The sequence below is a fragment of the Variovorax boronicumulans genome (genome assembly GCF_009811375.1).
GTDB lineage: Bacteria > Pseudomonadota > Gammaproteobacteria > Burkholderiales > Burkholderiaceae_C > Variovorax > Variovorax boronicumulans.
Genome location: NZ_BKDH01000003.1, coordinates 255,712 through 278,303 on the forward strand (window position 1 = coordinate 255,712; position 22,592 = coordinate 278,303).

Below are 22,592 nucleotides of genomic sequence, written 5' to 3' on the forward strand. Positions count from 1 at the left end.
GAGCAAGACAGAAGAAGAAGTGGACGGCGGACAACGCATGCGTTGCCCGCCGGGGGCGCGCCTGCGCGTGCGCTTTCCCTGCAAGCGACCGAGTGACTCGAGAGAACCAAGGACAAGAGGGTTCCCTGCGAACTTCAAACAACCTGGAGGCGACGATGAAGATCCGGTATTTCCTGATGGCGTTCCTGGTGCCGTGCGTCACATTGCTGACGCATGCGGCAATCACCGGGGTCAGTCCGATGACGACCCTCAACAAGATGGCCACGGCGGCTGCCGCTGTCGTGGCCGACCCGCTCCCGCTGCAGGGGCCGGGCCTGGGCAACCTCACCTACACCTCGGCGGAACTGTTCAAGCCGGTGTCGATGATCACCAGCGCCGCGCACCCGCTCGACCCGGCGCACAGCGATGCCTACGAGGCGCGCGACGTGCCCGCCACGTACCCGGGCCGCAAGGACTACGGCATGAACGCCGGCATCATGGTCAACGGCTACTTCATCACCTCCTTCGCGCCGGACAGCGGCCTCGGCCCCGGCGGCTTCCTGCTGTACGACGTGTCGAACCCGCGCCAGATCAGGCTCGTCAAGAAGATCTACGAGCCCGATGACGCGACAGGCGGCCGCACCAAGGAGTTCCGCGAGACGCATTCCTTCGGCACCGCGAAGATCGGCGGCAAGACCTACGTCGTGCTGCCCAGCATCAACGGCGTCGAGTTCTGGGACTTCACCGACATCAACGACATCAAGCAGGTGAAGAAGCTGGTGCTGCCCGGCGTCAACTCGGGCGACTACGAGAACGTGTCCTGGCAGCTGTGGTGGCAGGCGCCCTACCTGTACGTGGCCTCGGCCGGCCGGGGCATGTTCATCGTCGACGCGACGGACCCCGCGAACGCGGTGGTCGCCAACCGCGGCGCCGGCAAGCCCAACCCGGTGCCCACGGGCGAACTCGGCGGCTTCCGCCTGGGCCCGATCTTCACGATGGGCAACCACATGGTGCTGACCGCGATGGAAAGCAACGGCGGTTTCGCGAGCCTGGACATCTCCGACCCGCTCAACCCCAAGGTGCTCGATTCCATCGCCGGCGCCACGCCGTTCTATTACGCGACCTGCTTCGACGGCAAGAGCGTGCACGCCTCCGCGCGCGGCAGCGGCGCCAAGATGTACAGCTACGACCTGAGCGACCGCTCGCGCTTCGTGGCCGAGGACAACCGGCTCGTCATCGACGAGCAGCTGTATTGCGCCACGCAGGACAACTACGTCATTCAAGGCGCGCAGACCCGCATCCACAAGGTCGACGTGAGCAACCCGCTCAACCACGTGGAAGTGGGCCGCGGCAGCATCCTGCGCGAGGACGACCCGAACTTCTCGCACTCGGACAACGGCCAGGTCGCGATGTTCGGCAACCTCGTCTTCGTGGGCAACGACCACGGCTCGGGCAGCGGCTTCGTCGTGCACGCGGTGGACCCCGACACCACCAAGCCCGAAGTGAAGCAGGTCTCGCCCGCCAACGGTGCGAAGCAGCAGGCCCTCAGCTCGCGCATCGGCCTGGGCATGACCGACAACATCCTGCCGGAGAGCGTGAACAGCAACACCTTCATCGTGCGTCCGGTGGGCGGCAACACGCTGGCGGGCACCTACAGCGTGCAGCTGGGCATCGTCAACTTCCATCCCGCGCAGCCGCTGCTGCCGGGCACCAGCTATGAGGTGTTCCTGCCGGCCAACGGCGTGAAGGACTATGCGGGCAACGCCATCGGCGCCGACTACCGCTCCACCTTCAACACCGGCAACGCCAGCGACATCAACCTGATGCACCACTGGCCGCTGACGGGCAACCTGGGCGACCAGATCGGCGCCAACAACGGCACGCCCGCCACCGGCGACGCGTTCGAGAGCATCGGCCTGAACTTCGCGAACCGCACCGCGGGCGTGCCGCTGAAGAACGACACCGTGGCCAGCGCGCTGGGTGGCACGGCCTCGCTGAGCTTCTACATGAAGACCACGCAGGCCGGCGGCGCCAACTCCTGGACCGCGCCCGGCATCTTCGGTCGCGACCAGTCGGGCGGCACCGACGACGTGTTCTGGGGCTGGCTGGACACCGGCGGGCGCATCAAGCTCTCGGTGGGCAACGACGGCGGCACCACCTCCACCGCGGCCGTGAACGACGGCAACTGGCACCACGTGGTGCTCACGCGCGACGCGGCCTCGGGCGCGCAGGCGGTGTACGTCGACGGCGTGAAGACCACCTCGACCGGCCCGACCGGCACCAAGGGCCTGTCGACCAAGTTCCAGGTCATGGGCCAGATCCAGGGCAACACCGCGCTCTTCAAGGGCACGCTGGCCGAGGTGCGCGTGTACGGCCGCGTGCTCGGCCAGGCCGAGGTGGACACGCTGCGCGGCCAGGCCATCATCGGCGACCCGGGCCTGGGCGGCGGGCCCAAGCTGGTCAACGGCCAGCTGAGCTTCAACCCCGCGACGCTCGGCGCCAGCGGCGTGCAGTTCCGCTGGAACTTCGGCAACGGCACGCAGACGGCGTTCTCGAACCAGCCGAACACCAGCTACACCTACACCACCCCCGGCCACTACACGGTGACCCTGACGGTGAAGGACAGCAGCGGCCGCGAGACCTACTACACCTACAACGTGACCGTCATCGCGCCGGTCACCGCGACCGCGCCCACGCACACGACCAACATCGTGGGCGATGCGAGCCGGGTGTACTCGGTGAACCCCGACAGCGGCACGGTGGCCGCCATCGACGCGCAGACCCTCGCCAAGCTGTGGGAAGTGCGCGTGGGTGACGAGGCCAAGACGCTGGCCGTGGGCCCCGACGGCCGCATCTGGGTCGCGGTGCAGGGCGAGGACAAGCTGGTGGCGCTGAACGCCGCCGACGGCTCGCAGTCGGTATCGATCCCGCTGGCCTACGGCAGCGGCCCGTACGGCGTGGCCTTCACGCCCAACGGCGCCAAGGGCCTGCTCACGCTGGAAAGCAAGTCGGTGCTCATGAGCTTCGACCCCAGCAACGGCGCCACCACCGGTGCGCTGGCGCTCGAGGGCGGCGTGCGCGGCATCGCCGTGAGCGCCGACTCGCAGGTGGCCTACGTCACGCGCTTCAAGTCGAAGATGACGGGCGGCCAGCTGCACAAGGTGAACCTGCAATCGCTGACCGCGCTGCAGACCATCCCGCTGCCGGTGGACACCACCACCGTCGACACCGAGAGCCGCGCGCGCGGCGTGGCCAACTACCTGAGCCAGGTGGTGATCTCGCCCGACGGCTCGCGCGCCGTGCTGCCTTCAAAGAAGGACAACATCGTGCGCGGCCGCTTCCGCGACGGCAAGGACCTGCCGCACGACCAGACGGTGCGCTCCATCCTGTCGCAGGTGAATCTGCAGAGCGCCGCCGAGGTGTTCTCCGAGCAGATCGACTTCGACGACCGCGCCCCCGCGCGCGCCGCGCTGTATTCGCCGGCCGGCGACTACCTGTTCGTGGCGCAGATGGAAGGCAACCGTGTCGCCATCGTCGACAGCTACACCCGCGCGGTGCGCGGCGAGATCAACGCCAGCAGCGCCCCGCACGGCCTGTACCTGGACGCGGCGCGCAAGCGGTTGTTCGTGAACAACTTCCTGGCGCGCTCGGTGTCGGTGCACGACGTGGCGAAGGTGCTGTCGGCCGAGACCAACGCGGCGATCTTCCTGCAGAACGTGGCCACCGTGGCGCAGGAGCCGATGGCGGCCGCGGCGCTGCGTGGCAAGCAGGTGTTCTACAACGCGGCCGACCGGCGCATGAGCAAGGACAACTACATCTCCTGCGCCAGCTGCCACGCGGACGGCGGCGACGACGGCATGGTGTGGGACTTCACCCAGCGCGGCGAAGGCCTGCGCCGCACCATCAGCCTGCAGGGCCGGCGCGGCACCAGCCACGGCAAGCTGCACTGGACGGCCAACTTCGACGAAGTGCAGGACTTCGAGAACGACATCCGCAACGAGTTCGGCGGCACCGGCTTCCTGAGCAATGCCGACTGGACCGCCACGCAGGCCCCGCTGGGTGCCCCGAAGGCCGGCAAGAGCGCGCAGCTGGACGACCTGGCCGTGTACCTGGGTTCGCTCAACAAGTACATGCGCAGCCCGGCGCGAGCCGCGGACGGCAGCCTGAGCGTGGACGCGGTGCGCGGACAGACCGTGTTCAACACGGCCCAGTGCGCCACCTGCCACACGGGTGCCACCTTCCGCGACGGCCTGCGGCACGACGTGGGCACCATCCAGGCCTCGTCGGGCAAGGGCAGCAACCAGCCGCTGGCGGGCGTGGGCTTCGACACGCCGACCCTGTCGGGCACCTGGAACACCACCGCGTTCTTCCACAACGGCCAGGCGGCCACGCTGCAGGACCTGCTCGCGGGCGGCCACGGCAACGCCTCCAGCCTGCCGGCGAACGACGTGGTGGCGCTGCGTGAGTACGTGCGCTCGCAGGACACCGCCCCGGCGGTGGTCACGCGGCTGCGCTCCGACCTCAACCCGACGATGTGCGTGAACATCAAGGGCGCCTCGACCACCAGCGGCGCGACGGCGGTGCAATGGCCGTGCGGCAATGCGGGCAACGAGAAGTTCACCATGACGCCGGTCACCGGCGGCTACGTGCAGTTCATCGCCGAGCACAGCGGCCTGTGCCTGGCGCAGAACGGCACGGCGACCACGAACGCTGCGGTGGTGCAGGTGGCCTGCTCGTCGGGCAACACGGCGCAGTGGAGCCTGGTGGGCGGCACGGTGCGCAACCGCGCCTCGGGTTCGTGCCTGGACGTGCCGAACGGCTCGACCACGCAGGACACGGCGCTGATCACCTGGACCTGCAACGGCGGCAACAACCAGAACTGGACACAGCTGCCCTAAGCCCTGCGCTTCGCGCCTGAGCTCAGGCCGGCCGTTTCGACGGCCGGCCTTTTTTTCGTCTGGCGCATGACCTCCCGCGTCATGGATTCGATGCACCCGTTCTGGAACAGTGGGTCCATCGATTCATCAACCAGGAGAAAAAACCATGACCGGCTTCAACATCCTCCCGCTCGCCGTCGCCCTGCTGATCGGCATTGCCGCACTGGGTTCGTGCATCGGCATCGCGCTGGTGGGCCAGAAGTTCCTCGAAGGCACGACGCGCCAGCCCGAACTGGTCGACACGCTGCAGACCAAGTTCTTCCTGGTCGCAGGCGTGACCGACGGGGCCTTCATCATCGCAACGGGCATCGGCCTCTGGTTCGCGACGGCCAGCCCCTTCGGTTGACGTTTGCGTAACCTTTGGCGAGGGGTCGGCGTGCCGGAAGTCACGGGGTTCACTGGCACCATTCGTGCTAGTACCGTTGACACCGAATTGTTTACGGCTAAAGTATTTAACTATCAACAGTTCAGTTGTCTCAACCCTTCCCTAGCCGGAGAACCCGATGCGCCCCACGTTCCTGAAATCGCCCGCGCTGCCGCGCACCCTGATCTCGCTGCTGCTGTGCGGCGCCGCCCTCGGGGCCTCGGTGTCGGCCGTGGCCGCGCCGGTCAAGGTGGGTTTGGCCCTTGATATCTCGGGGCCTTTCGCGGCGTTGGGCGCCGAGGCGCGCGACGGCTTCGCGCTGGGCATCAAGCAGCTGAACGGCAAGCTCGGCGGGCAGGACGTGGAGTTCGTGCAGGCCGACATGGCCGGCAGCCCCGACCAGGCCAAGCAGCTGGTCGACCGCATGATCCAGCGCGACAAGATCGACATCTTCAGCGGCCCCATCGGCTCCAACGTGGCGCTGGCCGTGGGCCCGACGCTGTTCAACGCCAAGGTGCCCTACCTGTCGGCCAACGCCGGCCCGAGCCAGTTCGCCGGTGCGCAGTGCAGCCCCTACTTCTTCGGCACCGCCTACCAGAACGACCAGTTCCACGAGGCCGCCGGCAAGTTCGCACAAGACCGCGCGTTCAAGAAGATCGTGCTGATCGCCCCCAACTACCCGGCCGGCAAGGATGCGCTGGGCGGCTTCAAGCGCCAGTTCAAGGGCCAGGTGGCCGACGAGCTGTACACCAAGCTGGGCCAGATCGACTACGCCGCCGAGCTCGCGCAGCTGCGCGCGGCCAAGCCCGACTCGATCTACTTCTTCCTGCCCGGCGCGATGGGCATCAACTTCATCAAGCAGTTCGTGGGCGCGGGCCTGTCCAAGGACATCACGCTCGTGACCAGCGGCTTCTCGGCCGACGAGGACGTGATCGGTGCCGTGGGCGAGCCGATGCTCGGCCTGTTCAACACCTCGCACTGGGCGCACGACCTGGACAACGCCGCCAACAAGGCCTTCGTGGCCGCCTTCCGCAAGGAATACAACGGCCGCTACCCGTCGGTGTACGCCGCGCAGGCCTACGACGCGATCCTCGCGATGGACGCCGCCGTGAAGCAATCGGGCGGCAATGCGCAGAACCGCGAGGCCGTGGTCGCTGCCCTGAAGAAGGCCAGCTACGCCTCGACGCGCGGCACCTTCAAGTACGCCAACAACCACTTCCCCATCGAGAACTTCTACCTGCGCGTGATCGGCAAGGACGCGCAAGGCAAGGTGACGAACAAGCTGATCAACACGGTTCTCACGAACTACGGAGACAGCTACGCCGCCAAGTGCAACATGAAGTGATGCGGCTCGTCTTTCCATGAGCGGCATCCTCGTCCTCGAGCAATTGCTCAACGGCATCGGCTACGGCCTGATGCTCTTTCTTCTGGCGGCGGGCCTCACGCTGGTGTTCGGCATCATGGACGTGCTGAACCTGGCGCACGGCTCGCTGTTCATGGCCGGCGCCTACGTGGCGGCCGAGGCGCACACGCGCACCGGCTCGTTCGCCGCCGCCATCGTGGTGGCGGTGCTCGTCACCGTGGTCGTGGCGCTGCTCATCGAGGTGCTGCTGATGCGCCGCCTCTACAAGCGCGACCACCTGGCGCAGGTGCTCGCCACCTTCGGCGTGATCCTGGTGGCCGACGACATCGTCAAGATGATCTGGGGCCCCTCGCCCGTGATGGCGCCCACGCCGGCCGCGCTCTCGGGCCCGGTCGAGCTGATGGACGGCCTGCCCTACCCCTCGTACCGCCTCGTGGTGCTCGCGGGCGGCCTGCTGATGGCGCTGGCGCTGTACGTGCTGGTGAACCACACGCGCATCGGCATGCGGGTGCGCGCGGGTGCGTCCGACCGGCCGATGGCCGAGCTGATGGGCGTGCGCGTGGGCCGCATCTTCAACGGCGTGTTCCTGCTCGGCGCGGCTTTGGCCGCGCTGGCCGGCGCGCTCATGGGCCCGATCGTCGCGGTGCAGGTGGGCATGGGCGAGGCCATCCTGATCCCGGCGCTGGTGGTGCTGGTGATCGGCGGCATCGGCTCGGTGCGCGGTGCCTTCGTGGCCGCGCTGCTGGTCGGCGTGGTCGACACCATCGGCCGCGCCTTCGTGCCGATGCTGCTGCGCGCCACGCTGCCGCCCGCCACGGCGGCCGACCTGGGGCCGCTGTTCGCCGAGGTGGCGATGTACGCGCTCATGGTCGTCGTCCTGATCTTCCGGCCCTCCGGCCTCTTCTCCGCCCGCGCATGAAACCCTCGTCACGCACCTTCGGCCTCGGGCTGCTCCTCGTGGCGCTCGCGGCCTTTCCGCTGGTCGCGCCGCTGTTCGGGCTCGACTTCTACATCGGCTTCGTGCGGCGCGTGCTCGTCGTCGCGCTGGCCGCCGCGAGCCTGAACTTCATCCTCGGCTTCGGCGGCATGGTGGCGCTCGGGCATGCGGGCTTCATCGGCATGGGCGCCTACACGGTGGTGGCGCTCAGCGACGCCGGCGTGATGTCGGCCTGGCTCCTGTGGCCGCTGGCCGCGCTGGTGGCGGGCCTCGTGGCCGCGCTGATCGGCACGGTGGCGCTGCGCACGCGCGGCGTGTACTTCATCATGACCACGCTGGCTTTTGCGCAGATGCTGTACTTCGTCGTCGTGTCGCTGCGCAAGTACGGCGGCGACGACGGCTACACGCTCATGTCGCGCCCCACGCTGCTGCCGGGCCTGGACCTGGGCAACGAATCGACCTTCTACTGGGTGGTGCTCGTGGTGGTCGCGCTCGCGCTGTGGTGGCTGCACCGCGCCACGCAGGCGCGCTTCGGCCATGCGCTGATGGGCATCCGTGACAACGAGACGCGCATGCGCGCGCTGGGCTACCCGGTGTTCCGGCTGCAGCTCGTCGCCTTCGCCATCGCGGGCGCGATCGCCGGGCTGGCCGGCGCGCTGCTGGCCGGCGGCAACGGCTTCGTGAGCCCGGCGACCATGCACTGGACGCAGTCGGCCACGCTGGTGGTGATGGTCGTCATCGGCGGCCTGGGCCGCAGCTGGGGCGGGCCGGTGGGCGCCGTGGTCTGGCTGGTGCTCGAGGAAGCGCTCAAGCAGCACACCGAACACTGGCACATGCCGCTGGGCCTGCTGCTGATCGCCGTCGCCCTCTGGGCCCCGCGCGGCCTGGCCGCACTGTCGACGAAACGCCGCACGGTCGCAGCAGCAGCGGCTTCCGCTGCAACGGCCGCAGGGAGCGCCAAGCCATGAGCCTTTTCAGAATCGAAGGGTTGGTCAAGCGCTTCGGCGGCCTGCTGGCGACCGACCACGTGAGCCTCACGGTGGAGCGCGGCGAAGTGCATGCGCTCATCGGTCCCAACGGCGCGGGCAAGACCACGCTGGTGAACCTCATCACCGGCCTGCTGGAGGCCGACGCGGGCCGGCTGATGCTCGACGGACAGGACATCACGGCCTACAAGGACCACCAGCGCGTGGCCGCCGGCATGTCGCGCTGCTTCCAGGTGACGCGCGTGTTCGCCAAGGAAACGGTGCACGACAACCTGATGCTCGCGGCGCAGGCCCATGCGGGCAGCAGCCTGCGCTTCCTGGCACCGCGTGCGAACGAACGCGACCTCGTCGACCGCGCCCACGCGCTGGCCGACCGCGTGGGCCTGGGCAGCGAACGCCACCGCATCGCGGGCACGCTGCCGCACGGCGCGCAGCGCGCGCTCGACGTGGCGCTGGCATTGGCCGCCGAACCCAAGCTGCTGCTGCTCGACGAGCCGATGGCCGGCATGGGCCCCGACGAGTCGGCGCGCATGGTCGATCTGATCGAATCGCTGCGCGAATCGATGGCCATCCTGCTCATCGAGCACGACATGGACGCCGTGTTCCGCCTCGCCAACCGGCTCACGGTGCTGGTGCAGGGCAAGGTGCTGATGAGCGGCACAGCCGATGAAGTGCGGGGCCACCCCGATGTGCAAGCCGTGTACCTCGGCACCGAAGCAGAAGGACACGCATGAGCACGACGACCACGACATCCACCCTGCTCGAGGCCACCGCCATCGAGGCCGGCTACGGCGCCAGCCAGGTGCTGTTCGGCATCGACGTGCGCGTCGGCGCGGGCGAAGTGATGGCGCTGCTGGGCCGCAACGGCATGGGCAAGAGCACGCTGCTGAAGGTGCTGACCGGCACGATCGCGCCGATGCGCGGCGGCGTGCAGTTCTGCGGCGCAGCCATCGGCGGCCACCGGCCCGACGCCATCGCGCGGCGCGGCATGGCCATCGTGCCCGAGGGGCGCCACGTGTTCCCCAACCTCAGCGTGGACGAGCACCTGCGCGCCTTCGCACGGCCCCGGCCCGGCAGCGCGCCGCGTTGGACCGTGGAGGCGCTGTACAAGCTCTTTCCGCGCCTGTCGGAACGCAAGGCCAACGCGGGCAACCAGCTCTCGGGCGGCGAGCAGCAGATGCTGGCCATTGCGCGCGCACTGTCGACACACCCGCGCCTGCTGATCCTCGACGAAGCCACCGAGGGCCTGGCCCCGGTGATCCGCGAGGAGATCTGGCACTGCATCGCCACGCTGAAGTCGGAGGGCGAGGCGATCCTGGTGGTCGACAAGTACGTGCAGCGCCTGCTGCCGCTGGCCGACCGCCACGTGATCCTCGAACGCGGGCGTGTGGTGTGGCAGGGCGACTCGGCCGCGCTCGACGCCGACCGGTCGCTGTGGACGCGCTACCTGGGCGTGTGAGTCTTCGCTCGTTCGTCCGCTAGCGCGGACGGCACGCCAGGAAGTTGGCCCACGTCACGTCGTCGCGGCCGATCCACTGGCTGTCCCATTTCAGGTCAAGGCCCGCCGCCGCCAGCGCGTCGGCGAACGCGTCTTTCGACCAGTACACGGTCTGGTAGTCGCCGAGGGTCTCGCCTTCGCCGATGCGCATGGCCGCGAGAAAAACCCCGCCGGGCGCGAGCGCGTCGAACACCTTGCGCAGCACCGGCGCGATCTGCGCGCGATCGACATGGATCAGCACGCACATCGCCAGGACCGCGTCGTAAGGCCCGCCCAGCGCATCCGTGACGACATTGAGCAGCTCGCCCTTCTTGCCGCGCTCGGCCTGCAGGTCGAGAAACGCCTGGACCGCATCGGTGCGCCTCACGACCCCGCCCAGGGATTCGACGAAGTCGGCGTCCTGCCCCGACCCGGAACCGATCTCGAGCACGCTGCCACCGGCGGGCACGCGCTGCATCATGCGGCGCACCGCGTCCTCGATCTCGGGCGGCCGGTGGCCCGCGACGATCGCGTTGTAGTCGCGCGCGGACGCTTCGTAGGACGCAAGGGTGCGGTCCATGTGCTTGCGCACCGGGGCGGGGACGGTCATGAGCGCCGTGGCCGGGTTCAGACCGAGCGCGTGATGCCGCCGTCCACGCGCAGGTTCTGCCCGGTGATGTAGCCCGCGCCCTCGGAGGCCAGGAAGCCGATGGTGGCGGCGATCTCGGCGCTGCGGCCGTAGCGGCCCATCGGGATGCGCTCGCGGAACACTTCTTTCTCGGGCAGGCTGTCGATGAAGCCGGGCAGCACGTTGTTCATGCGCACGTTGTGCTTGGCGTACTGGTCGGCGAAGAGCTTGGTGAAGGCCGCGAGGCCGGCGCGGAACACGCCCGAGGTCGGGAACACCGGGTCAGGCTCGAAGGCCGCGAAGGTCGAGATGTTGATGATCGCGCCGCCGCCCTGCTTCACCATGTGCGGCGCCACGAGGCGCGCGGGGCGCACGGCGCTCAGGAAGTAGACGTCCATGCCGCGGTGCCAGTCGTCGTCGCTGATCTCCAGGATCGGCGCGCGCGGGCCGTGGCCGGCGCTGTTCACGAGCACGTCGATGCGGCCCCATTCGGCCATGACCTTGTCCACGAGGCGCTGGATGTCGTCGTTCGACTGGTTGGAGCCGGTGACGCCGATGCCGCCGAGTTCCTGCGCCAGCGCCTCGCCCTTGCCCGACGAGGACAGGATGGCGACGCGAAAACCGTCGTCCGCGAGCTTGCGCGCCGCCGCGGCGCCCATGCCGCTGCCGCCGGCGGTGACGATGGCTACTTTCTGATCTGACATGGTGGGTTCCTCCTTCGGATGAAACCCCGTAGCCTACCCCTCGATGTCCCAGCGCGCTTTCACGGGGAAAGGCGCGCTGTCCTGCAGGGTGAAGCGCTTCAGGTCTTCCTCGAACTCGGCCTGCGGCATCAGCGAGGGCACCTGCTCGGGCCTGGCGCGCGGGCCCGTCTTGAAAGGCCGCGACACCAGCGGCTGCCGGCTCAGCGCCTGCAGGTAGGCGGCGGTTTCCGTGTCGTCCATGAAAGCCGTGACGGTGGCCACGTCGGCCGCGATGCGCTCGGCCATCTCGGGCTCGGACAGTTCCCAGTCGCCGAGGTAGCTCAGGTCCACAAAGGCTTCCAGGAATTTCGCGCAGACGAAATCGGCGAACGAGCCGTGGCCGACGCTGCTTTCCTCGTCGTCGTGCCACACGAAGGCCACGCCCACGGCGCCGCCATCCAGCGGCACGAGGCAGTAGGCGTCGCCCGCGCCCGATTGCGCAAAGGGCAGGAAGCGACGGCCGTCCTGCCACTTGGCGTCGAGCCACTCATCGAGGTCGTTGGCCGCCTGCTCGGCGTCCAGCCACTCGAAGTCGGGGAAGCCGACCAGATCAGGCGGCCCGCTGGCGAGGAGCTGTTGCAGCAGCGGGGGAATTTCGATGCCGGTGCGGCGCGAGAGATCGTCGAACGTCATCGCTCAGGCCGTCGGCAACGTGGCCTGCATCGACGGCCGGTGGTTGAACACGGCGAACCACTTCGCGCTGTTCGGCGCCTGGGCGCGCCAGTCCACCGAGGGAAAGCGGAAGTCCATGTAGCCCAGCGCGCAGCCGAAGGCGATGGTGCCGATGTCGACGCGATCGCCGAACGACGGCGCCGCCGCTTCCAGCCATTCGAGGCCGGTGCGCACCTTGTCGAGCTGGCCGTCGGTCCAGTCGCTCCAGCGCAGCGCCTCGGGGCGCAGCATGGTCTCGTAGCGCGCGAGCAGCGCGGCGCCGGTCATGCCGTCGGCCAATGACAGCTCGGTCAGGCGCGCCCAGCGCGCAGGCCCGCTGGCCGGGAACAGGCCGCCGGCGTACGCAGTGTCGAGGTACTCGCAGATCACGCGGCTGTCGAACAGCGCCTGGCCGTCGTCGGTGAGAAAGGTCGGCACCTGGCCCAGCGGGTTGGTCGGCAGGATGCGGGCGTCGCGCTTCACCGGTCCAGCCGCGCTGGGCAGCTTCTCGATGCGGTCGGCCACGCCCAGCTCGTGGGCCACGACCATGCACTTGCGCACGAAGGGAGACGCGGGAGAGAAGAAGATCTTCATGGCCGGAGCGATCGAATGAGTGAATGGGTGTTGAAAGAAGAGGCAGGCCGTTCAGCCCGTGATCGGCGTGCGCGGCGATCCCGGCTTGCGGATGCGCAGCATGCCCTCTTGCGCCGCCGAGGCCACGAGGCGGCCGTCGCGCGTGTAGAGGCTGCCGCGGCACAGGCCGCGCGCGCCGCCCGCGCTGGGCGAGTCGACCACGTAGAGCAGCCAGTCGTCGAAACGGAAATCGCGGTGGAACCACATCGCGTGGTCCAGGCTGGCGGGGCGCACCTGGCCGCTCATGAAGCTCAGGCCGTGCGGCAGCATCGCGGCGCGCAGCAGGCCGTGGTCGGAGGCGTAGGCCAGCAGCGCGCGGTGCACCGTCAGGTCGTCGGGCAGCGGCGCGATGGCGCGCATCCAGATGGCGCTCTGGTTCTCGGTGGGGCGCACCTCGGGCCGCAGCAGGTCTTCGGGGTCGACGCGCCGGTACTCGATGCCGTGCGGCTGGATGGCCTTGGAGCGCCAGGGTTCGGGCAGGCGGTCGCCGAGCGCGATGCGCTGGTCGAGCTCGCTGGTCAGGCCCTCGGGGCCTTCGACGGCGGGCATGGGGAACTGGTGCTCGACGCCCTCGTCCACGGTCTGGAACGAGGCCGACATCTCGAAAATGATGCGGTCCTGCTGGCGCGCCACCACATGGCGCGTGGTGAAGCTGCGGCCGTCGCGCACGCGGTCGACGCTGTACTCGATGGGCGCGTGCTCGCCGGGCAGCAGGAAGTAGGCGTGCATCGAATGCACCGGGCGCTCGGCGCCCACCGTGAGGCTGGCGGCCATGAGCGACTGGCCGAGCACCTGGCCGCCGAAGACGGCGGGCGTGCCGATGTCCTCGCTCTGGGCCAGGAAGCGGTCGCCGCCCAGCGGTTCGAGCTGCATGAGGGCGACGAGGTCGGCAACGAGGCGGGCGGCAAGGACGGGTTCGGGGGTCATCGGGGGAAGGGATTCGGCGCAGAAAAGCAATCCACGACGATAGCAAAGGCCGGGCCCGCGCGCTGTCGCGGCCCGGTCAGCGGCGCCCGGCGGGCCTACTTGAAGAAGCAGATGTCCAGCATCAGGCGCAGGCTGCAGCCGTGGTCGGTGCCGCCATCCACCATGCGCACCGGCACGCCGCCCAGCAGCATCGCGCCGTCGGCGCCGTACGCCAGCGGCGAACGCGCGGCCTGGGTGAAGGGGCCGCTGAGCGTTTCCTGCTCGACGTACTTCAGGTACTGGCGGCGCGAAAAATCGACCGTGTCGGCCGACTTCAGCGCCACCGCCGCGTACCGCTTGCCGTAGACCGTGCCGAAGTAGCGCAGCACCGGTCCGGTGCGGTCGCCGTACTTCACCTCGGCCTTCGCGAAGCCGGTCTGGACGAGGAAGTTGCGGTCTTCGGGGGTCAGGTCGGCGTCGAAGGCCATCAGCACGTACTGGCCTTCGAAGCTCTGGTTGCGCGCCACCTTCAGTTCGCCGATGAGCGCGGGCGTGACCTTGGTGCGGCCGTCCCAGCGCAGCAGCGCGGCCACGGACGGGTCGCCGTCGAACACGTAGTGGTAGTTCTCGCCGGCGATGGCGACCTTGCGGCCGTCCTTGGCCGCGACGAAGCTCAGCACGCGGTCCTTGCCGTGGACGGGGTCGCCCTCGGGGGTGCTGGCACAGCCCACCTGCAGCAGGCCGAAGGCGGCGCAGGCCAGCGCCAGGAAGAGCCGACGCGCGGGGGTCGACAGCGAAGAAGAAAGAGGCACGGTGTGTCCGGGGTTCGAGTTCATCCAGCCCCGGACTCTAGCGCCGCGCCGCGCTCAACGGTCCAAGTCGACGCCGTCGGCCAGCAGCTTTTTCTGCAGCGCCGCCACGTCGATCGCCGCGAAGCGCCCGCTGCCCAGCGAGGCCGCCGCCGTGCCCGCCGCCTGCCCCATGACGAAGCAGCCGCCGCTGGCGCGCGCGGCCGACTGGCCCTCGTGCGTCATCGAGGCGCAGCGCCCGGCCACCAGCAGGTTGTCGAGCGTCTGCGGCACCAGCATGCGCCACGGCAGGTGGTTGTAGGCGTTGGCTTCGTCGCGCGGGAAGGCCCACTCGATGCGGCCGTCGGCGTGCATTTCCATCGGCCAGGCGTTCAGGCCGATGGTGTCGTCGAAGGTGGCCGAGCCGAGGATGTCCTCGCGGCCCAGCGCATACAGGCCCTGGATGCGCCGCGTCTCGCGGATGCCGACCTGCGGCGCGATCTCCACGATGGCCGACGGCGCGAAGCCCGGCACCTCGGCCTGCAGGAACTTGAAGTACGCAGCGATCTGGCGCCGGCCTTCGAGCTCGCCGTCGCTGAGCTCGCGCGCATCGACGCCGTTCATCGCGCGGCCTTCGGCGTTGCGGATCTGCGTGACGTTGGCGCGCCATTCGCGCGGGTCCTTGTTGGGCCGCAGGATCGCGCCTTCGCGTGGAAAGCTGTACTTGCCCGGGTGCTGCTGCTCGGCGCGCGCCATGAAGCCGTTGATGGCCGAGAACTCGCCCACCGCTTCCAGCGCGGCCGGCGCGTCGACCTGGCCGATGCGGAACATGGTGGTCGGGAACAGCCCGCTGCCGTGGCCGTCGCCCACTTCGAAAGGCACGCCCGCGAAGGCGGCCACGTCGGCGTCGCCGCTGGCGTCGATGAAGGCATTGGCGCGGATCGCCTGGCGGCCCGACTTGGTTTCGACCACCAGCGCGGCAATGCGCGCGCCGTCGTGCAGCACCGCCGCGGCATACGCGTGGAACAGCATCTGCACGCCGGCTGCTTCGAGCAGCTGGTCGGCGGCCAGCTTGTAGGCCGAGGTGTCGTACGAGCGCACGCAGATGCGCCCGCCCATGCCGTTCTGCGGCGCGTTCATGCCGTTGAAGCCGGCGATGCGATCGATGAGGTCGTCGACCACGCCGCGCACCAGCTGCGTCATCTCGCCGCGGCGCTTGCCGTACAGGCCCGCGAAGTTGGTCACGCCGCCCGCGGTGCCCATGCCGCCGAGAAAACCGTAGCGCTCCACCAGCAGCGTGCGCGCGCCGTGGCGCGCGGCGCTCACGGCGGCGGCAATGCCGGCGGGACCGCCGCCGACCACGACCACGTCGAAGTCGCCGAACACCGGCAGTGCGCGTGCCGGTTCGGTCAGGGTGTGTTGTTGCTGCGTCGTCGCCATCACTGGAGCTTGATGCCGCGGGTCGAAATGATCTTGCTCATGATCGCCGCCTCTTCCTTCACGCGCGTGCGCATGCCGTCGGGCGAGGTGCCCACGGCCTGCCAGCCTTGCTCGAAGAGCTTGCGGCGCACGTCGGGGTCTTTCATGACGATCTCGATCTCGCGGCTGATGCGCGCCTGCGCGGGCTTCGACAGGCTGGCCGGGCCGAGCAGCGCCACCCACACCTCGAGGCTGAAGTCCTTCACGCCGGCATCGGCCAGCGGGGCGATCTCGGGCACCAGCGCGCTGCGTCCGCCCGTGAGGCCCACGGCCTTGAGCTTGCCGGCGCGGATCTGCGGCATGGCCACGCCCGGCGGGATCAGGCCCATCTGCACCTGGTCGCCCAGCATGCCGGTGACAACCTGCGGGTTGCCCTGGTAGGGCACGTGCTCGGGCTTGAAGCCGTTCACGCGGCTCTTGAGAAGTTCCATGCCCAGGTGGCCGACCGAGCCCACGCCCACCGAGCCGTAGTTCCACTTGTCGCCGGCCTGGCGCGCGGCGTCGAAGAACGCGGTGCCCGAGGGCAGGCTGTTCTGCGCCACGAGCACCAGGGGCGCGGTGGCGATGAGCGACAGGTACGTGAAGTCCTTCGCCGGGTCGTACGGCAGCTTGGGGTACAGCATCTTCGACGACGTGAGGTTGCCGTTGATGACGATGCCCAGCGTGTGGTCGTCGGTGGCCTTGGCCACCTGGTCGGCCGCGATGTTGCCCGAGGCGCCGGCCTTGTTGTCCACCACGACCGGCTGGCCCAGCGCGCGGGACAGCGGCTCGGCGATGGTGCGCGCCGCGATGTCGGGCGTGGAGCCGCCCGGGAAACCCACCAGCAGGCGGATCGGCTTGGTCGGCCACGCGGGGGTGTCGGCGCTGGCGGACAGCGGCAGCGCCGCGGTGGCGGCCAGGCCGCAGGCGATCAGGAGGGCTCTCTTGGTGGCTTGCATGGAAAAAGACAGTTAAAAGGTAAACAAAAATGCAAAGAGAGCCAGCTTAACTGGCGCGCCGAGCCCTGGGCAAGGCGCACCCTCGTCAGTCGAGGCTGATGTTGCCCCGGCGCACCAGCTCCCCGTACACCTTCGACTTGGCCTCGGCGTTGCGCTCGATCTCCTCGGGCGACCAGGCCAGCGGCTCGAAGGCGAAGGTGTCGAAGCGGGCGCGGATGTCGGGGTCCGCAATCACCTTGGCCACGTCGGCGTTGATCTTGGCCTTCACGGCCGCCGACACGCCCTTGGGCGCCAGCAGCGACACGAAGGAGTTGACCTCCAGCGAGGCCGGGCCGCCGGCCTCGGCCATGGTCGGCACGTCGGGCATCTGCGGGATGCGCTTGGGCGCGGCCACGGCGATGTAGCGCAGCTTGCCGGCCTTGTAGATGCCCTGGCTCGACGGGATGCTCGCGAAAGCCCACGGCACCTCGCCGGTGCCCACGTTGGAATACAGCTGCGACACCTCGCGGTACGGCGCGTGCCGCATGCGGATGCCCGTGAGCGCTTCGAGCTGCTGCGCGCCCAGGTGGCCCGGGCTGCCGACGCCCCACGAACCGTAGACCACGCCCTCGGGATTGGCCTTGGCGGCGGCGATCAGGTCGCCCATGGTCTTCCACTTCGACTCGGTGCCCACGGCCACGAAGAAGGGCGTGCGGAACAGCGAGGCGACCGGATCGAAGTGCTGCAAGGTCACGAAGTTGCGCGACTTGTACAGGTGCGGCAGCGCGGCGATGTGCTCGCTGTCCAGCTGCAGCAGCGTGTAGCCGTCGGGCGCGGCGCGACGCGCCTGGTCGATGGCGATGAAGCCGCCGCCACCGGGCCGGTTGTCGACCACCACGCGCTGGTTCCACAGACGCGAGAGCTTGTCGGACACGAGCCGCAGCACCGCGTCGGGGCCGCTGCCGGCCGCGAACGGGGTGATCAGCGTCACCGGCTTGCTCGGGTAGTCGCTGCCCTGCGCCCAGGCGCCGGAGGCGGCGGTCAGGGCCAGGACGGCGGTCGTCAGCAATGCGCGTGGAAAGTTCATGGGTTGTCTCCTGGGCCTTCGGCCTCGTGGGTGGGGGTATCGCAGAAAAACCGTGTCAGCGCGGCGCGGGCGCCTCGCCCAGGCAGTGCTCGGGTCGCCAGGCGTACAGCCATTCGACCGCATCGTAGAAGCGTTCGGGCGTGCGCCCGGTCCACAGGCTGTTGCGCACGAGGCGCTCCACGCCCTGGGCGTGGTACAGCCGCCCCATCTCGCGCACCGACAGCACGACGCGCGCGCAGCGTGCGATGCGGGCCTGTTCGTAGCGCTGGAAGGCGGCGGTCATGTCGAAGTCGCAGGCCTTCACGGCCTCGCCGAGCGTCACGGCGTCTTCGAGCGCCATGCAGGCGCCCTGCGCGAGGTACTGCATCATGGGATGCGCCGCGTCGCCCAGCAGCGTCGCCGGTCCGTCGCTCCAGCGCTCGACCGGGTCGCGGTCGGCGGTGCTCCAGCGGCGCCACGAGGTCGGGCGGTCAAGCAGCTGGCGCGGGCGGGCGTGCACGCCCTCGAAGTACGACAGCACCTCTTCTTTGCTGCCGTCGGTGACGCCCCACTCTTCGGCGTCGCGGCTGTGGAAGGTGACGACCAGGTTGTACTGCTCGCCGTGGCGCAGCGGGTAGTGCACGAGGTGGCAGTTGGGGCCGGCCCAGACCACGGGGGCGTTCCATTGCAGGTCGGCGGGCATGTCGGCCGCGGGCACGACGGCGCGGTAGACCACATGGCCCGAGACGCGCGGCGCGTCGCCGATGAGCTTGGCGCGCACCACCGACTTCACGCCGTCGCAGCCGACGATGGCGTCGGCCTGGAAACGGCGGCCGTCGCGCGTGACGGCCGTGACACCGTGCGCGCCGATGTCGATCGCCTCGACCTGCGCCGAAGTGTGGAAGCGGATCAGCGGATGCTGCTTCACTGCCTCGTGGATCGCGCCGTGCAGGTCGGCGCGGTGGCTCACGGCATACGGATTGCCGAAGCGCGCGCGGAAGGCCTCGCCGACGGGCACCGAGGCGACTTCGCTGCAGTCGACCGCGTCCATCATCACGAGCCGGTCGGTGAACACCGAACTGCGGCGCACGGCCTCGCCCACGCCCAGCGCGTCGAGCGCGGCGAAGGCGTTGGGGCCGAGCTGCAGGCCGGCGCCGATCTCGCCGATGACGGCGCTCTGTTCGAGCAGGTCGATGGCCACGCCCAGGCGTGCGAGCGCGAGCGCGGCCGCCATGCCGCCGATGCCGCCGCCGACGAGCAGCACGGAGGGAGGATGCTTCGAGAAGGTCATGCGCGGGCCGGGGCGCTCAGTCGATACGGACCGTGAGCGAGGGCAGACGCTCGATGCTGACCTTGATCGTCTGGCCCGGCTTCACCGCGCCCACGCCTTCGGGCGTGCCCGTGAAGATCAGGTCGCCGGGCTGCAGCGCGAACAGCGTCGACAGGTTGGCGATGACCTCGTTCACCGACCAGATCAGGTGCGTGATGTCGCTGTTCTGGCGCACCTGGCCGTCGACCTCGAGCGTGATGGCGCCGGCGTTGATCTCGCCCACGTCGGCCAGCGTGCGCAGCGGCGCGATGGGGGCCGAGAAGTCGAAGGCCTTGCCGATCTCCCAGGGGCGGCCGGCTTCGCGCATCTTCATCTGCAGGTCGCGGCGCGTCATGTCCAGGCCCACGGCGTAGCTGTGGATGTGGCTGGCGGCCTGGTCGACCGGGATGTCCTTGCCACCCTTGCCGATGGCGACCACCAGCTCGGCTTCGTAGTGGTAGTTGCTCGTGAGCGGCGGGTACGGCACGGCACCGGTGGCGCCTTCGGCCACGGGCACGACCGAGGCGTCGTCGTTGGGCTTGCAGAAGAAGAACGGCGGTTCGCGGTCGGGGTCGAAGCCCATCTCGCGCGCATGCGCGGCGTAGTTGCGGCCCACGCAGTAGACGCGGCGCACGGGGAACTGCCGGTCGGAGCCGACGATGGGCAGGCCGACGATGGAAGGGGGCGTGAAGACGAAGGACATGGAAGCTCCTGCCGCGGGGGACGGCACATCAAACGAACAAGAAAAGGAAAGAAGAAGGTCGCCGCGCTTTCAGGCGTCTTCGAGGAAGGCTTCGCGCAGGATGCCCATGGCCTGCTGCACGGGGCGGTCGGAAAAGCTGAAGAGCACGGTGTCTTCGTTCGGCGACGACAGGCGCAGCGGCGCCCACGAGGGCACGACGAAGGTGTCGCGCGGGCCGAAGTCGAAACGCTGGCCGGCGATTTCGGCCGTGCCGTGGCCTTCGACCACGCTGTAGACGGTGCCGTCGGTGGCGCGGTGCGCCTGGCCTGCGAAGCCCTTGGGCAGCAGCTGCAGCTGGGTCGAGATGGTCGGCATCGGTGAGCCGCCCGTCAGCGGGTTGATGTAGCGCAGCTTGTGGCCGAGCCAGGCGTCGGGCGCCTCCTGCTTCTGCAATTGCGCCAGCGCCTCGCGGCTGCGCAGGTAGGGATAGTTGAAGATCGGCGAGGTGGCCGAGGTGTGGTCGTGCCGCACCGGCACCATGTTGTGGCCGAAGCGCGCCAGGCTGTGGCCTTCGGGGCGCGCCACGTGCTGCACCTTGGCATCGTCGTTCTCGGCGAAGCCGGCGTCGAAGAAGCGCAGCATGGGAATGTCGAGGCCGTCGAGCCAGACCACCGGCTCGGTCACGCCTTCGATGCCTTCGTTGCCATGGTCGTGCCAGGCCCACGAAGGCGTGATGATGAAGTCGCCGGGGTGCATCGTCGTGCGCTCGCCGCCCACGGTGGTGTAGGCACCCTTGCCGTCCACGATGAAGCGCAGCGCCGACTGCACGTGGCGGTGCGACGGTGCCACCTCGCCCGGCATGATGAGCTGCAGACCGGCGTAGATCGACTGCGTGATCGACGCGTTGCCGGGCAACGCCGGGTTTTCGAGCACCAGCACGCGGCGCACGGCCTCTTCGGCGGTGATGAGGTCGGCCGATTCCATGAGCAGCGGGCGGATCTCGTCGTAGCGCCACAGCGCGGGCACGCACGGGCTCTTGGGTTCGCGCGGCACCAGCACGTGCAGCGACTCCCACAGCGGCGAGAGGTTGAGCGGACGGATGCGGGCGTAGTAGTCGCGGCGCTCGGCGGCGTTGGCCGGTGCGCTGGCGGCATGGGAAGAAGCGGGGTTCATGGGGTCGGTGTCTCCGTTGGCGGCATTGTTGACCCGCACCACTATTTCCTCAAGACCGCGTGCCAATACACGGAATTCGAAATTTCGATAATGGTGCCTTTCGCCTTCAGGGCTCCGTCCCGCCTCACCCCATGTCCAAGCTCGATCTCGAATGGCTCGCCGTGTTCGACGAGGTCTACAAGACCGGCAACGTCACCAAGGCGGCCGAGCGCCTGGGCATGGCGCAGGCGGCGGCCAGCACGGCGCTGAACAAGCTGCGCGCGCACTTCGACGACCGCCTGTTCACCCGCACCGCGCAGGGCATGCAGCCCACGCCGCACGCCGAGCGCATCTATCCGAACCTGCGCGAGGCGCTGGCGCAGCTCGCGCAGGCCCAGGGCAACCGCAGCAGCTTCGAGCCGGCGCATGCGCAGCGGCGCTTTCGCATCTGCATGACCGACATCAGCGAGGTGGTGCTGCTGCCCGGCCTGCTCGACCACCTGCGCCATGCGGCGCCGGGCGTGCACATCGAAACCGAGATCATCTCCACCCACAGCGGCCGCCGGCTGCAGGACGGCGACGTCGACCTGGCCGTGGGCTTCATGCCGCAGCTGGACGCGGGCTTCTACCAGCAGGTGCTGTTCATGCAGAACTTCGTCTGCCTGGCGGCGCAGAACCACCCGCGCATCGGCGCCAAGCTCACGCGCAAACGCTTCGAGGAAGAGGCGCACGCGGTGGTGTCCAGCTCGGGCACGGGGCACGCCATCGTCGACACCACCATCGCGCGCCTAGGCCTCAAGCGCAACGTGGTGGTGCGGCTGTCGAGCTTTTTGAGCGTGGCGCGCATCGTGGCCCACACCGAGCTGATCGTGGTGGTGCCGCGCATCCTGGGCAACGTACTGGCCACGCAGGAGCCGGTGAAGGTGCTGGCGCCGCCCTTCACGCTGCCGGCCTATGCGGTCAAGCAGCACTGGCACGAGCGCTTTCATGCCGACCCGGGCAACGCCTGGCTGCGCCGCACGCTGGCCCAGCTGTTCAGCGGCAGCTGAACGGCACCAAAGGGCGCCCGGGCGCTCGCATAATCGCGGCTCCCCACCCACAGCCCACAGAAAAAAGGCGCCCCATGTCTTCCATCACCCTCCGATTCCTGGCCGAACCCAGCACCGTCAACTTCGGCGGCAAGGTCCACGGCGGCACGGTCATGAAGTGGATCGACGAGGCCGGCTACGCCTGCGCCACCAGCTGGGCCAAGCGCTACTGCGTCACCGCCTTCATCGGCAGCATCCGCTTTCACCGGCCGATCATGATCGGCGACCTGGTCGAGGTCGAGGCCCGCCTGGCCTACACCGGCAAGACCAGCATGAACATCTCGGTCGAGGTGCGCAGCGGCGACATGAAGGGCGGCGTGATGGAAAAGACCACCGAATGCCTGATCGTGTTCGTCTCGGTCGACTCGCACGGCCGGCCGCTGCCGGTGGAAGCCTTCGTGCCCGGCACGCCCGGCGAAATGGCACTGGCCGAGCGCGCCAAGGCGCACCTGGACGCCAGCCGCGCCGCCGGCGGCACGCCCTGATTCCGGGCGCGGGGATAGGCGG

General features: G+C 69.2%; 21 protein-coding genes. 9 read left to right on the plus strand and 12 right to left on the minus strand.

Annotated features, from left to right (window positions below):
• The first annotated feature begins 155 nt into the window (after positions 1–155).
• The 7 genes from VHAB30_RS23860 to VHAB30_RS23890 all read left to right on the plus strand — a co-directional run bounded on the left by VHAB30_RS23860 (position 156) and on the right by VHAB30_RS23890 (position 10,025).
• On the plus strand, positions 156–4,877 hold the full coding sequence (locus VHAB30_RS23860) for an RICIN domain-containing protein (RefSeq protein ID WP_159278813.1): 4,722 nt from the start codon (positions 156–158) through the stop codon (positions 4,875–4,877).
• 145 nt (positions 4,878–5,022) lie between these two features.
• On the plus strand, positions 5,023–5,262 hold the full coding sequence (gene atpE, locus VHAB30_RS23865; protein ID WP_062476044.1) for a F0F1 ATP synthase subunit C: 240 nt from the start codon (positions 5,023–5,025) through the stop codon (positions 5,260–5,262).
• Between the two features lie 157 nt (positions 5,263–5,419).
• A complete protein-coding gene (locus VHAB30_RS23870) occupies positions 5,420–6,625 on the plus strand; it encodes an ABC transporter substrate-binding protein (RefSeq protein WP_159278814.1) in 1,206 nt (401 codons plus the stop codon).
• A gap of 16 nt (positions 6,626–6,641) precedes the next feature.
• The gene (locus VHAB30_RS23875) at positions 6,642–7,562 is read left to right on the plus strand and encodes a branched-chain amino acid ABC transporter permease (RefSeq protein WP_062476050.1); all 921 of its coding nucleotides are present in this window, start codon (positions 6,642–6,644) and stop codon (positions 7,560–7,562) included.
• Positions 7,559–8,548, plus strand: coding sequence for a branched-chain amino acid ABC transporter permease (locus VHAB30_RS23880; protein WP_062476052.1), 990 nt, complete (start codon positions 7,559–7,561; stop codon positions 8,546–8,548). The genes VHAB30_RS23875 and VHAB30_RS23880 overlap by 4 nt, the downstream gene beginning before the upstream one ends.
• Positions 8,545–9,300: an ABC transporter ATP-binding protein gene (locus VHAB30_RS23885; RefSeq protein ID WP_062476055.1), complete on the plus strand. Its 756-nt coding sequence runs from the start codon at positions 8,545–8,547 to the stop codon at positions 9,298–9,300. Before VHAB30_RS23880 ends, VHAB30_RS23885 begins: the two co-directional genes overlap by 4 nt.
• Positions 9,297–10,025: an ABC transporter ATP-binding protein gene (locus VHAB30_RS23890; RefSeq protein ID WP_062476058.1), complete on the plus strand. Its 729-nt coding sequence runs from the start codon at positions 9,297–9,299 to the stop codon at positions 10,023–10,025. The genes VHAB30_RS23885 and VHAB30_RS23890 overlap by 4 nt, the downstream gene beginning before the upstream one ends.
• A gap of 19 nt (positions 10,026–10,044) precedes the next feature.
• Here VHAB30_RS23890 and VHAB30_RS23895 read toward each other — a convergent pair whose 3' ends face one another.
• The 12 genes from VHAB30_RS23895 to gtdA form a co-directional block, all read right to left on the minus strand.
• Complete coding sequence (locus tag VHAB30_RS23895) at positions 10,045–10,653, minus strand: class I SAM-dependent methyltransferase (RefSeq protein ID WP_159278815.1); 609 nt, start codon at positions 10,651–10,653, stop codon at positions 10,045–10,047.
• A 17-nt stretch (positions 10,654–10,670) separates the two neighbouring features.
• Positions 10,671–11,375 (minus strand): SDR family oxidoreductase, encoded by a 705-nt coding sequence (locus VHAB30_RS23900; protein WP_159278816.1) that lies wholly within the window; start codon positions 11,373–11,375, stop codon positions 10,671–10,673.
• Positions 11,376–11,408: 33 nt separating this feature from the next.
• Entirely contained in the window at positions 11,409–12,047 is a 639-nt protein-coding gene (locus VHAB30_RS23905) for an SMI1/KNR4 family protein (RefSeq protein ID WP_159278817.1), read from the minus strand.
• Between the two features lie 3 nt (positions 12,048–12,050).
• The gene (locus VHAB30_RS23910) at positions 12,051–12,659 is read right to left on the minus strand and encodes a glutathione S-transferase (protein ID WP_159273557.1); all 609 of its coding nucleotides are present in this window, start codon (positions 12,657–12,659) and stop codon (positions 12,051–12,053) included.
• Between the two features lie 51 nt (positions 12,660–12,710).
• Positions 12,711–13,625, minus strand: a complete 915-nt coding sequence (locus tag VHAB30_RS23915) for an acyl-CoA thioesterase (protein WP_062476073.1) — start codon at positions 13,623–13,625, stop codon at positions 12,711–12,713.
• Between the two features lie 95 nt (positions 13,626–13,720).
• Entirely contained in the window at positions 13,721–14,416 is a 696-nt protein-coding gene (locus VHAB30_RS23920; protein WP_235926906.1) for a hypothetical protein, read from the minus strand.
• Between the two features lie 54 nt (positions 14,417–14,470).
• Complete coding sequence (locus VHAB30_RS23925; RefSeq protein WP_062476078.1) at positions 14,471–15,832, minus strand: FAD-dependent oxidoreductase; 1,362 nt, start codon at positions 15,830–15,832, stop codon at positions 14,471–14,473.
• The gene (locus VHAB30_RS23930; protein ID WP_062476081.1) at positions 15,832–16,809 is read right to left on the minus strand and encodes a Bug family tripartite tricarboxylate transporter substrate binding protein; all 978 of its coding nucleotides are present in this window, start codon (positions 16,807–16,809) and stop codon (positions 15,832–15,834) included. The genes VHAB30_RS23925 and VHAB30_RS23930 overlap by 1 nt, the downstream gene beginning before the upstream one ends.
• An 85-nt stretch (positions 16,810–16,894) precedes the next feature.
• On the minus strand, positions 16,895–17,875 hold the full coding sequence (locus VHAB30_RS23935; RefSeq protein ID WP_159278818.1) for a Bug family tripartite tricarboxylate transporter substrate binding protein: 981 nt from the start codon (positions 17,873–17,875) through the stop codon (positions 16,895–16,897).
• A 55-nt stretch (positions 17,876–17,930) separates the two neighbouring features.
• Positions 17,931–19,145, minus strand: a complete 1,215-nt coding sequence (locus VHAB30_RS23940; protein ID WP_159278819.1) for a 3-hydroxybenzoate 6-monooxygenase — start codon at positions 19,143–19,145, stop codon at positions 17,931–17,933.
• A gap of 16 nt (positions 19,146–19,161) precedes the next feature.
• Complete coding sequence (locus VHAB30_RS23945) at positions 19,162–19,866, minus strand: fumarylacetoacetate hydrolase family protein (protein ID WP_159278820.1); 705 nt, start codon at positions 19,864–19,866, stop codon at positions 19,162–19,164.
• A 69-nt stretch (positions 19,867–19,935) separates the two neighbouring features.
• Complete coding sequence (gtdA, locus tag VHAB30_RS23950) at positions 19,936–21,018, minus strand: gentisate 1,2-dioxygenase (RefSeq protein ID WP_095950736.1); 1,083 nt, start codon at positions 21,016–21,018, stop codon at positions 19,936–19,938.
• A 131-nt stretch (positions 21,019–21,149) separates the two neighbouring features.
• Here gtdA and VHAB30_RS23955 point away from each other — a divergent pair, with 131 nt between their 5' ends.
• Together VHAB30_RS23955 and VHAB30_RS23960 are read left to right on the plus strand one after the other, a co-directional pair.
• Entirely contained in the window at positions 21,150–22,046 is an 897-nt protein-coding gene (locus VHAB30_RS23955; protein ID WP_099794666.1) for a LysR family transcriptional regulator, read from the plus strand.
• A 74-nt stretch (positions 22,047–22,120) separates the two neighbouring features.
• Entirely contained in the window at positions 22,121–22,570 is a 450-nt protein-coding gene (locus VHAB30_RS23960; RefSeq protein ID WP_062476095.1) for an acyl-CoA thioesterase, read from the plus strand.
• The last annotated feature ends 22 nt before the right edge of the window (positions 22,571–22,592 follow it).

Excerpts from the sequence above, each read along its gene's own strand:
- VHAB30_RS23935 (WP_159278818.1), bottom strand. The coding sequence starts at position 17,875 with ATGAACTTTCCACGCGCATTGCTGACGACCGCCGTCCTGGCCCTGACC.
- VHAB30_RS23905 (WP_159278817.1), bottom strand. The coding sequence starts at position 12,047 with ATGACGTTCGACGATCTCTCGCGCCGCACCGGCATCGAAATTCCCCCG.
- VHAB30_RS23890 (WP_062476058.1), top strand. The coding sequence starts at position 9,297 with ATGAGCACGACGACCACGACATCCACCCTGCTCGAGGCCACCGCCATC.
- VHAB30_RS23860 (WP_159278813.1), top strand. The coding sequence starts at position 156 with ATGAAGATCCGGTATTTCCTGATGGCGTTCCTGGTGCCGTGCGTCACA.
- VHAB30_RS23945 (WP_159278820.1), bottom strand. The coding sequence starts at position 19,866 with ATGTCCTTCGTCTTCACGCCCCCTTCCATCGTCGGCCTGCCCATCGTC.
- VHAB30_RS23895 (WP_159278815.1), bottom strand. The coding sequence starts at position 10,653 with ATGACCGTCCCCGCCCCGGTGCGCAAGCACATGGACCGCACCCTTGCG.
- VHAB30_RS23930 (WP_062476081.1), bottom strand. The coding sequence starts at position 16,809 with ATGCAAGCCACCAAGAGAGCCCTCCTGATCGCCTGCGGCCTGGCCGCC.
- VHAB30_RS23910 (WP_159273557.1), bottom strand. The coding sequence starts at position 12,659 with ATGAAGATCTTCTTCTCTCCCGCGTCTCCCTTCGTGCGCAAGTGCATG.
- VHAB30_RS23960 (WP_062476095.1), top strand. The coding sequence starts at position 22,121 with ATGTCTTCCATCACCCTCCGATTCCTGGCCGAACCCAGCACCGTCAAC.
- VHAB30_RS23875 (WP_062476050.1), top strand. The coding sequence starts at position 6,642 with ATGAGCGGCATCCTCGTCCTCGAGCAATTGCTCAACGGCATCGGCTAC.
- VHAB30_RS23925 (WP_062476078.1), bottom strand. The coding sequence starts at position 15,832 with ATGGCGACGACGCAGCAACAACACACCCTGACCGAACCGGCACGCGCA.
- VHAB30_RS23870 (WP_159278814.1), top strand. The coding sequence starts at position 5,420 with ATGCGCCCCACGTTCCTGAAATCGCCCGCGCTGCCGCGCACCCTGATC.
- VHAB30_RS23915 (WP_062476073.1), bottom strand. The coding sequence starts at position 13,625 with ATGACCCCCGAACCCGTCCTTGCCGCCCGCCTCGTTGCCGACCTCGTC.
- atpE (WP_062476044.1), top strand. The coding sequence starts at position 5,023 with ATGACCGGCTTCAACATCCTCCCGCTCGCCGTCGCCCTGCTGATCGGC.
- VHAB30_RS23900 (WP_159278816.1), bottom strand. The coding sequence starts at position 11,375 with ATGTCAGATCAGAAAGTAGCCATCGTCACCGCCGGCGGCAGCGGCATG.
- VHAB30_RS23880 (WP_062476052.1), top strand. The coding sequence starts at position 7,559 with ATGAAACCCTCGTCACGCACCTTCGGCCTCGGGCTGCTCCTCGTGGCG.
- VHAB30_RS23940 (WP_159278819.1), bottom strand. The coding sequence starts at position 19,145 with ATGACCTTCTCGAAGCATCCTCCCTCCGTGCTGCTCGTCGGCGGCGGC.
- VHAB30_RS23955 (WP_099794666.1), top strand. The coding sequence starts at position 21,150 with ATGTCCAAGCTCGATCTCGAATGGCTCGCCGTGTTCGACGAGGTCTAC.
- gtdA (WP_095950736.1), bottom strand. The coding sequence starts at position 21,018 with ATGAACCCCGCTTCTTCCCATGCCGCCAGCGCACCGGCCAACGCCGCC.
- VHAB30_RS23885 (WP_062476055.1), top strand. The coding sequence starts at position 8,545 with ATGAGCCTTTTCAGAATCGAAGGGTTGGTCAAGCGCTTCGGCGGCCTG.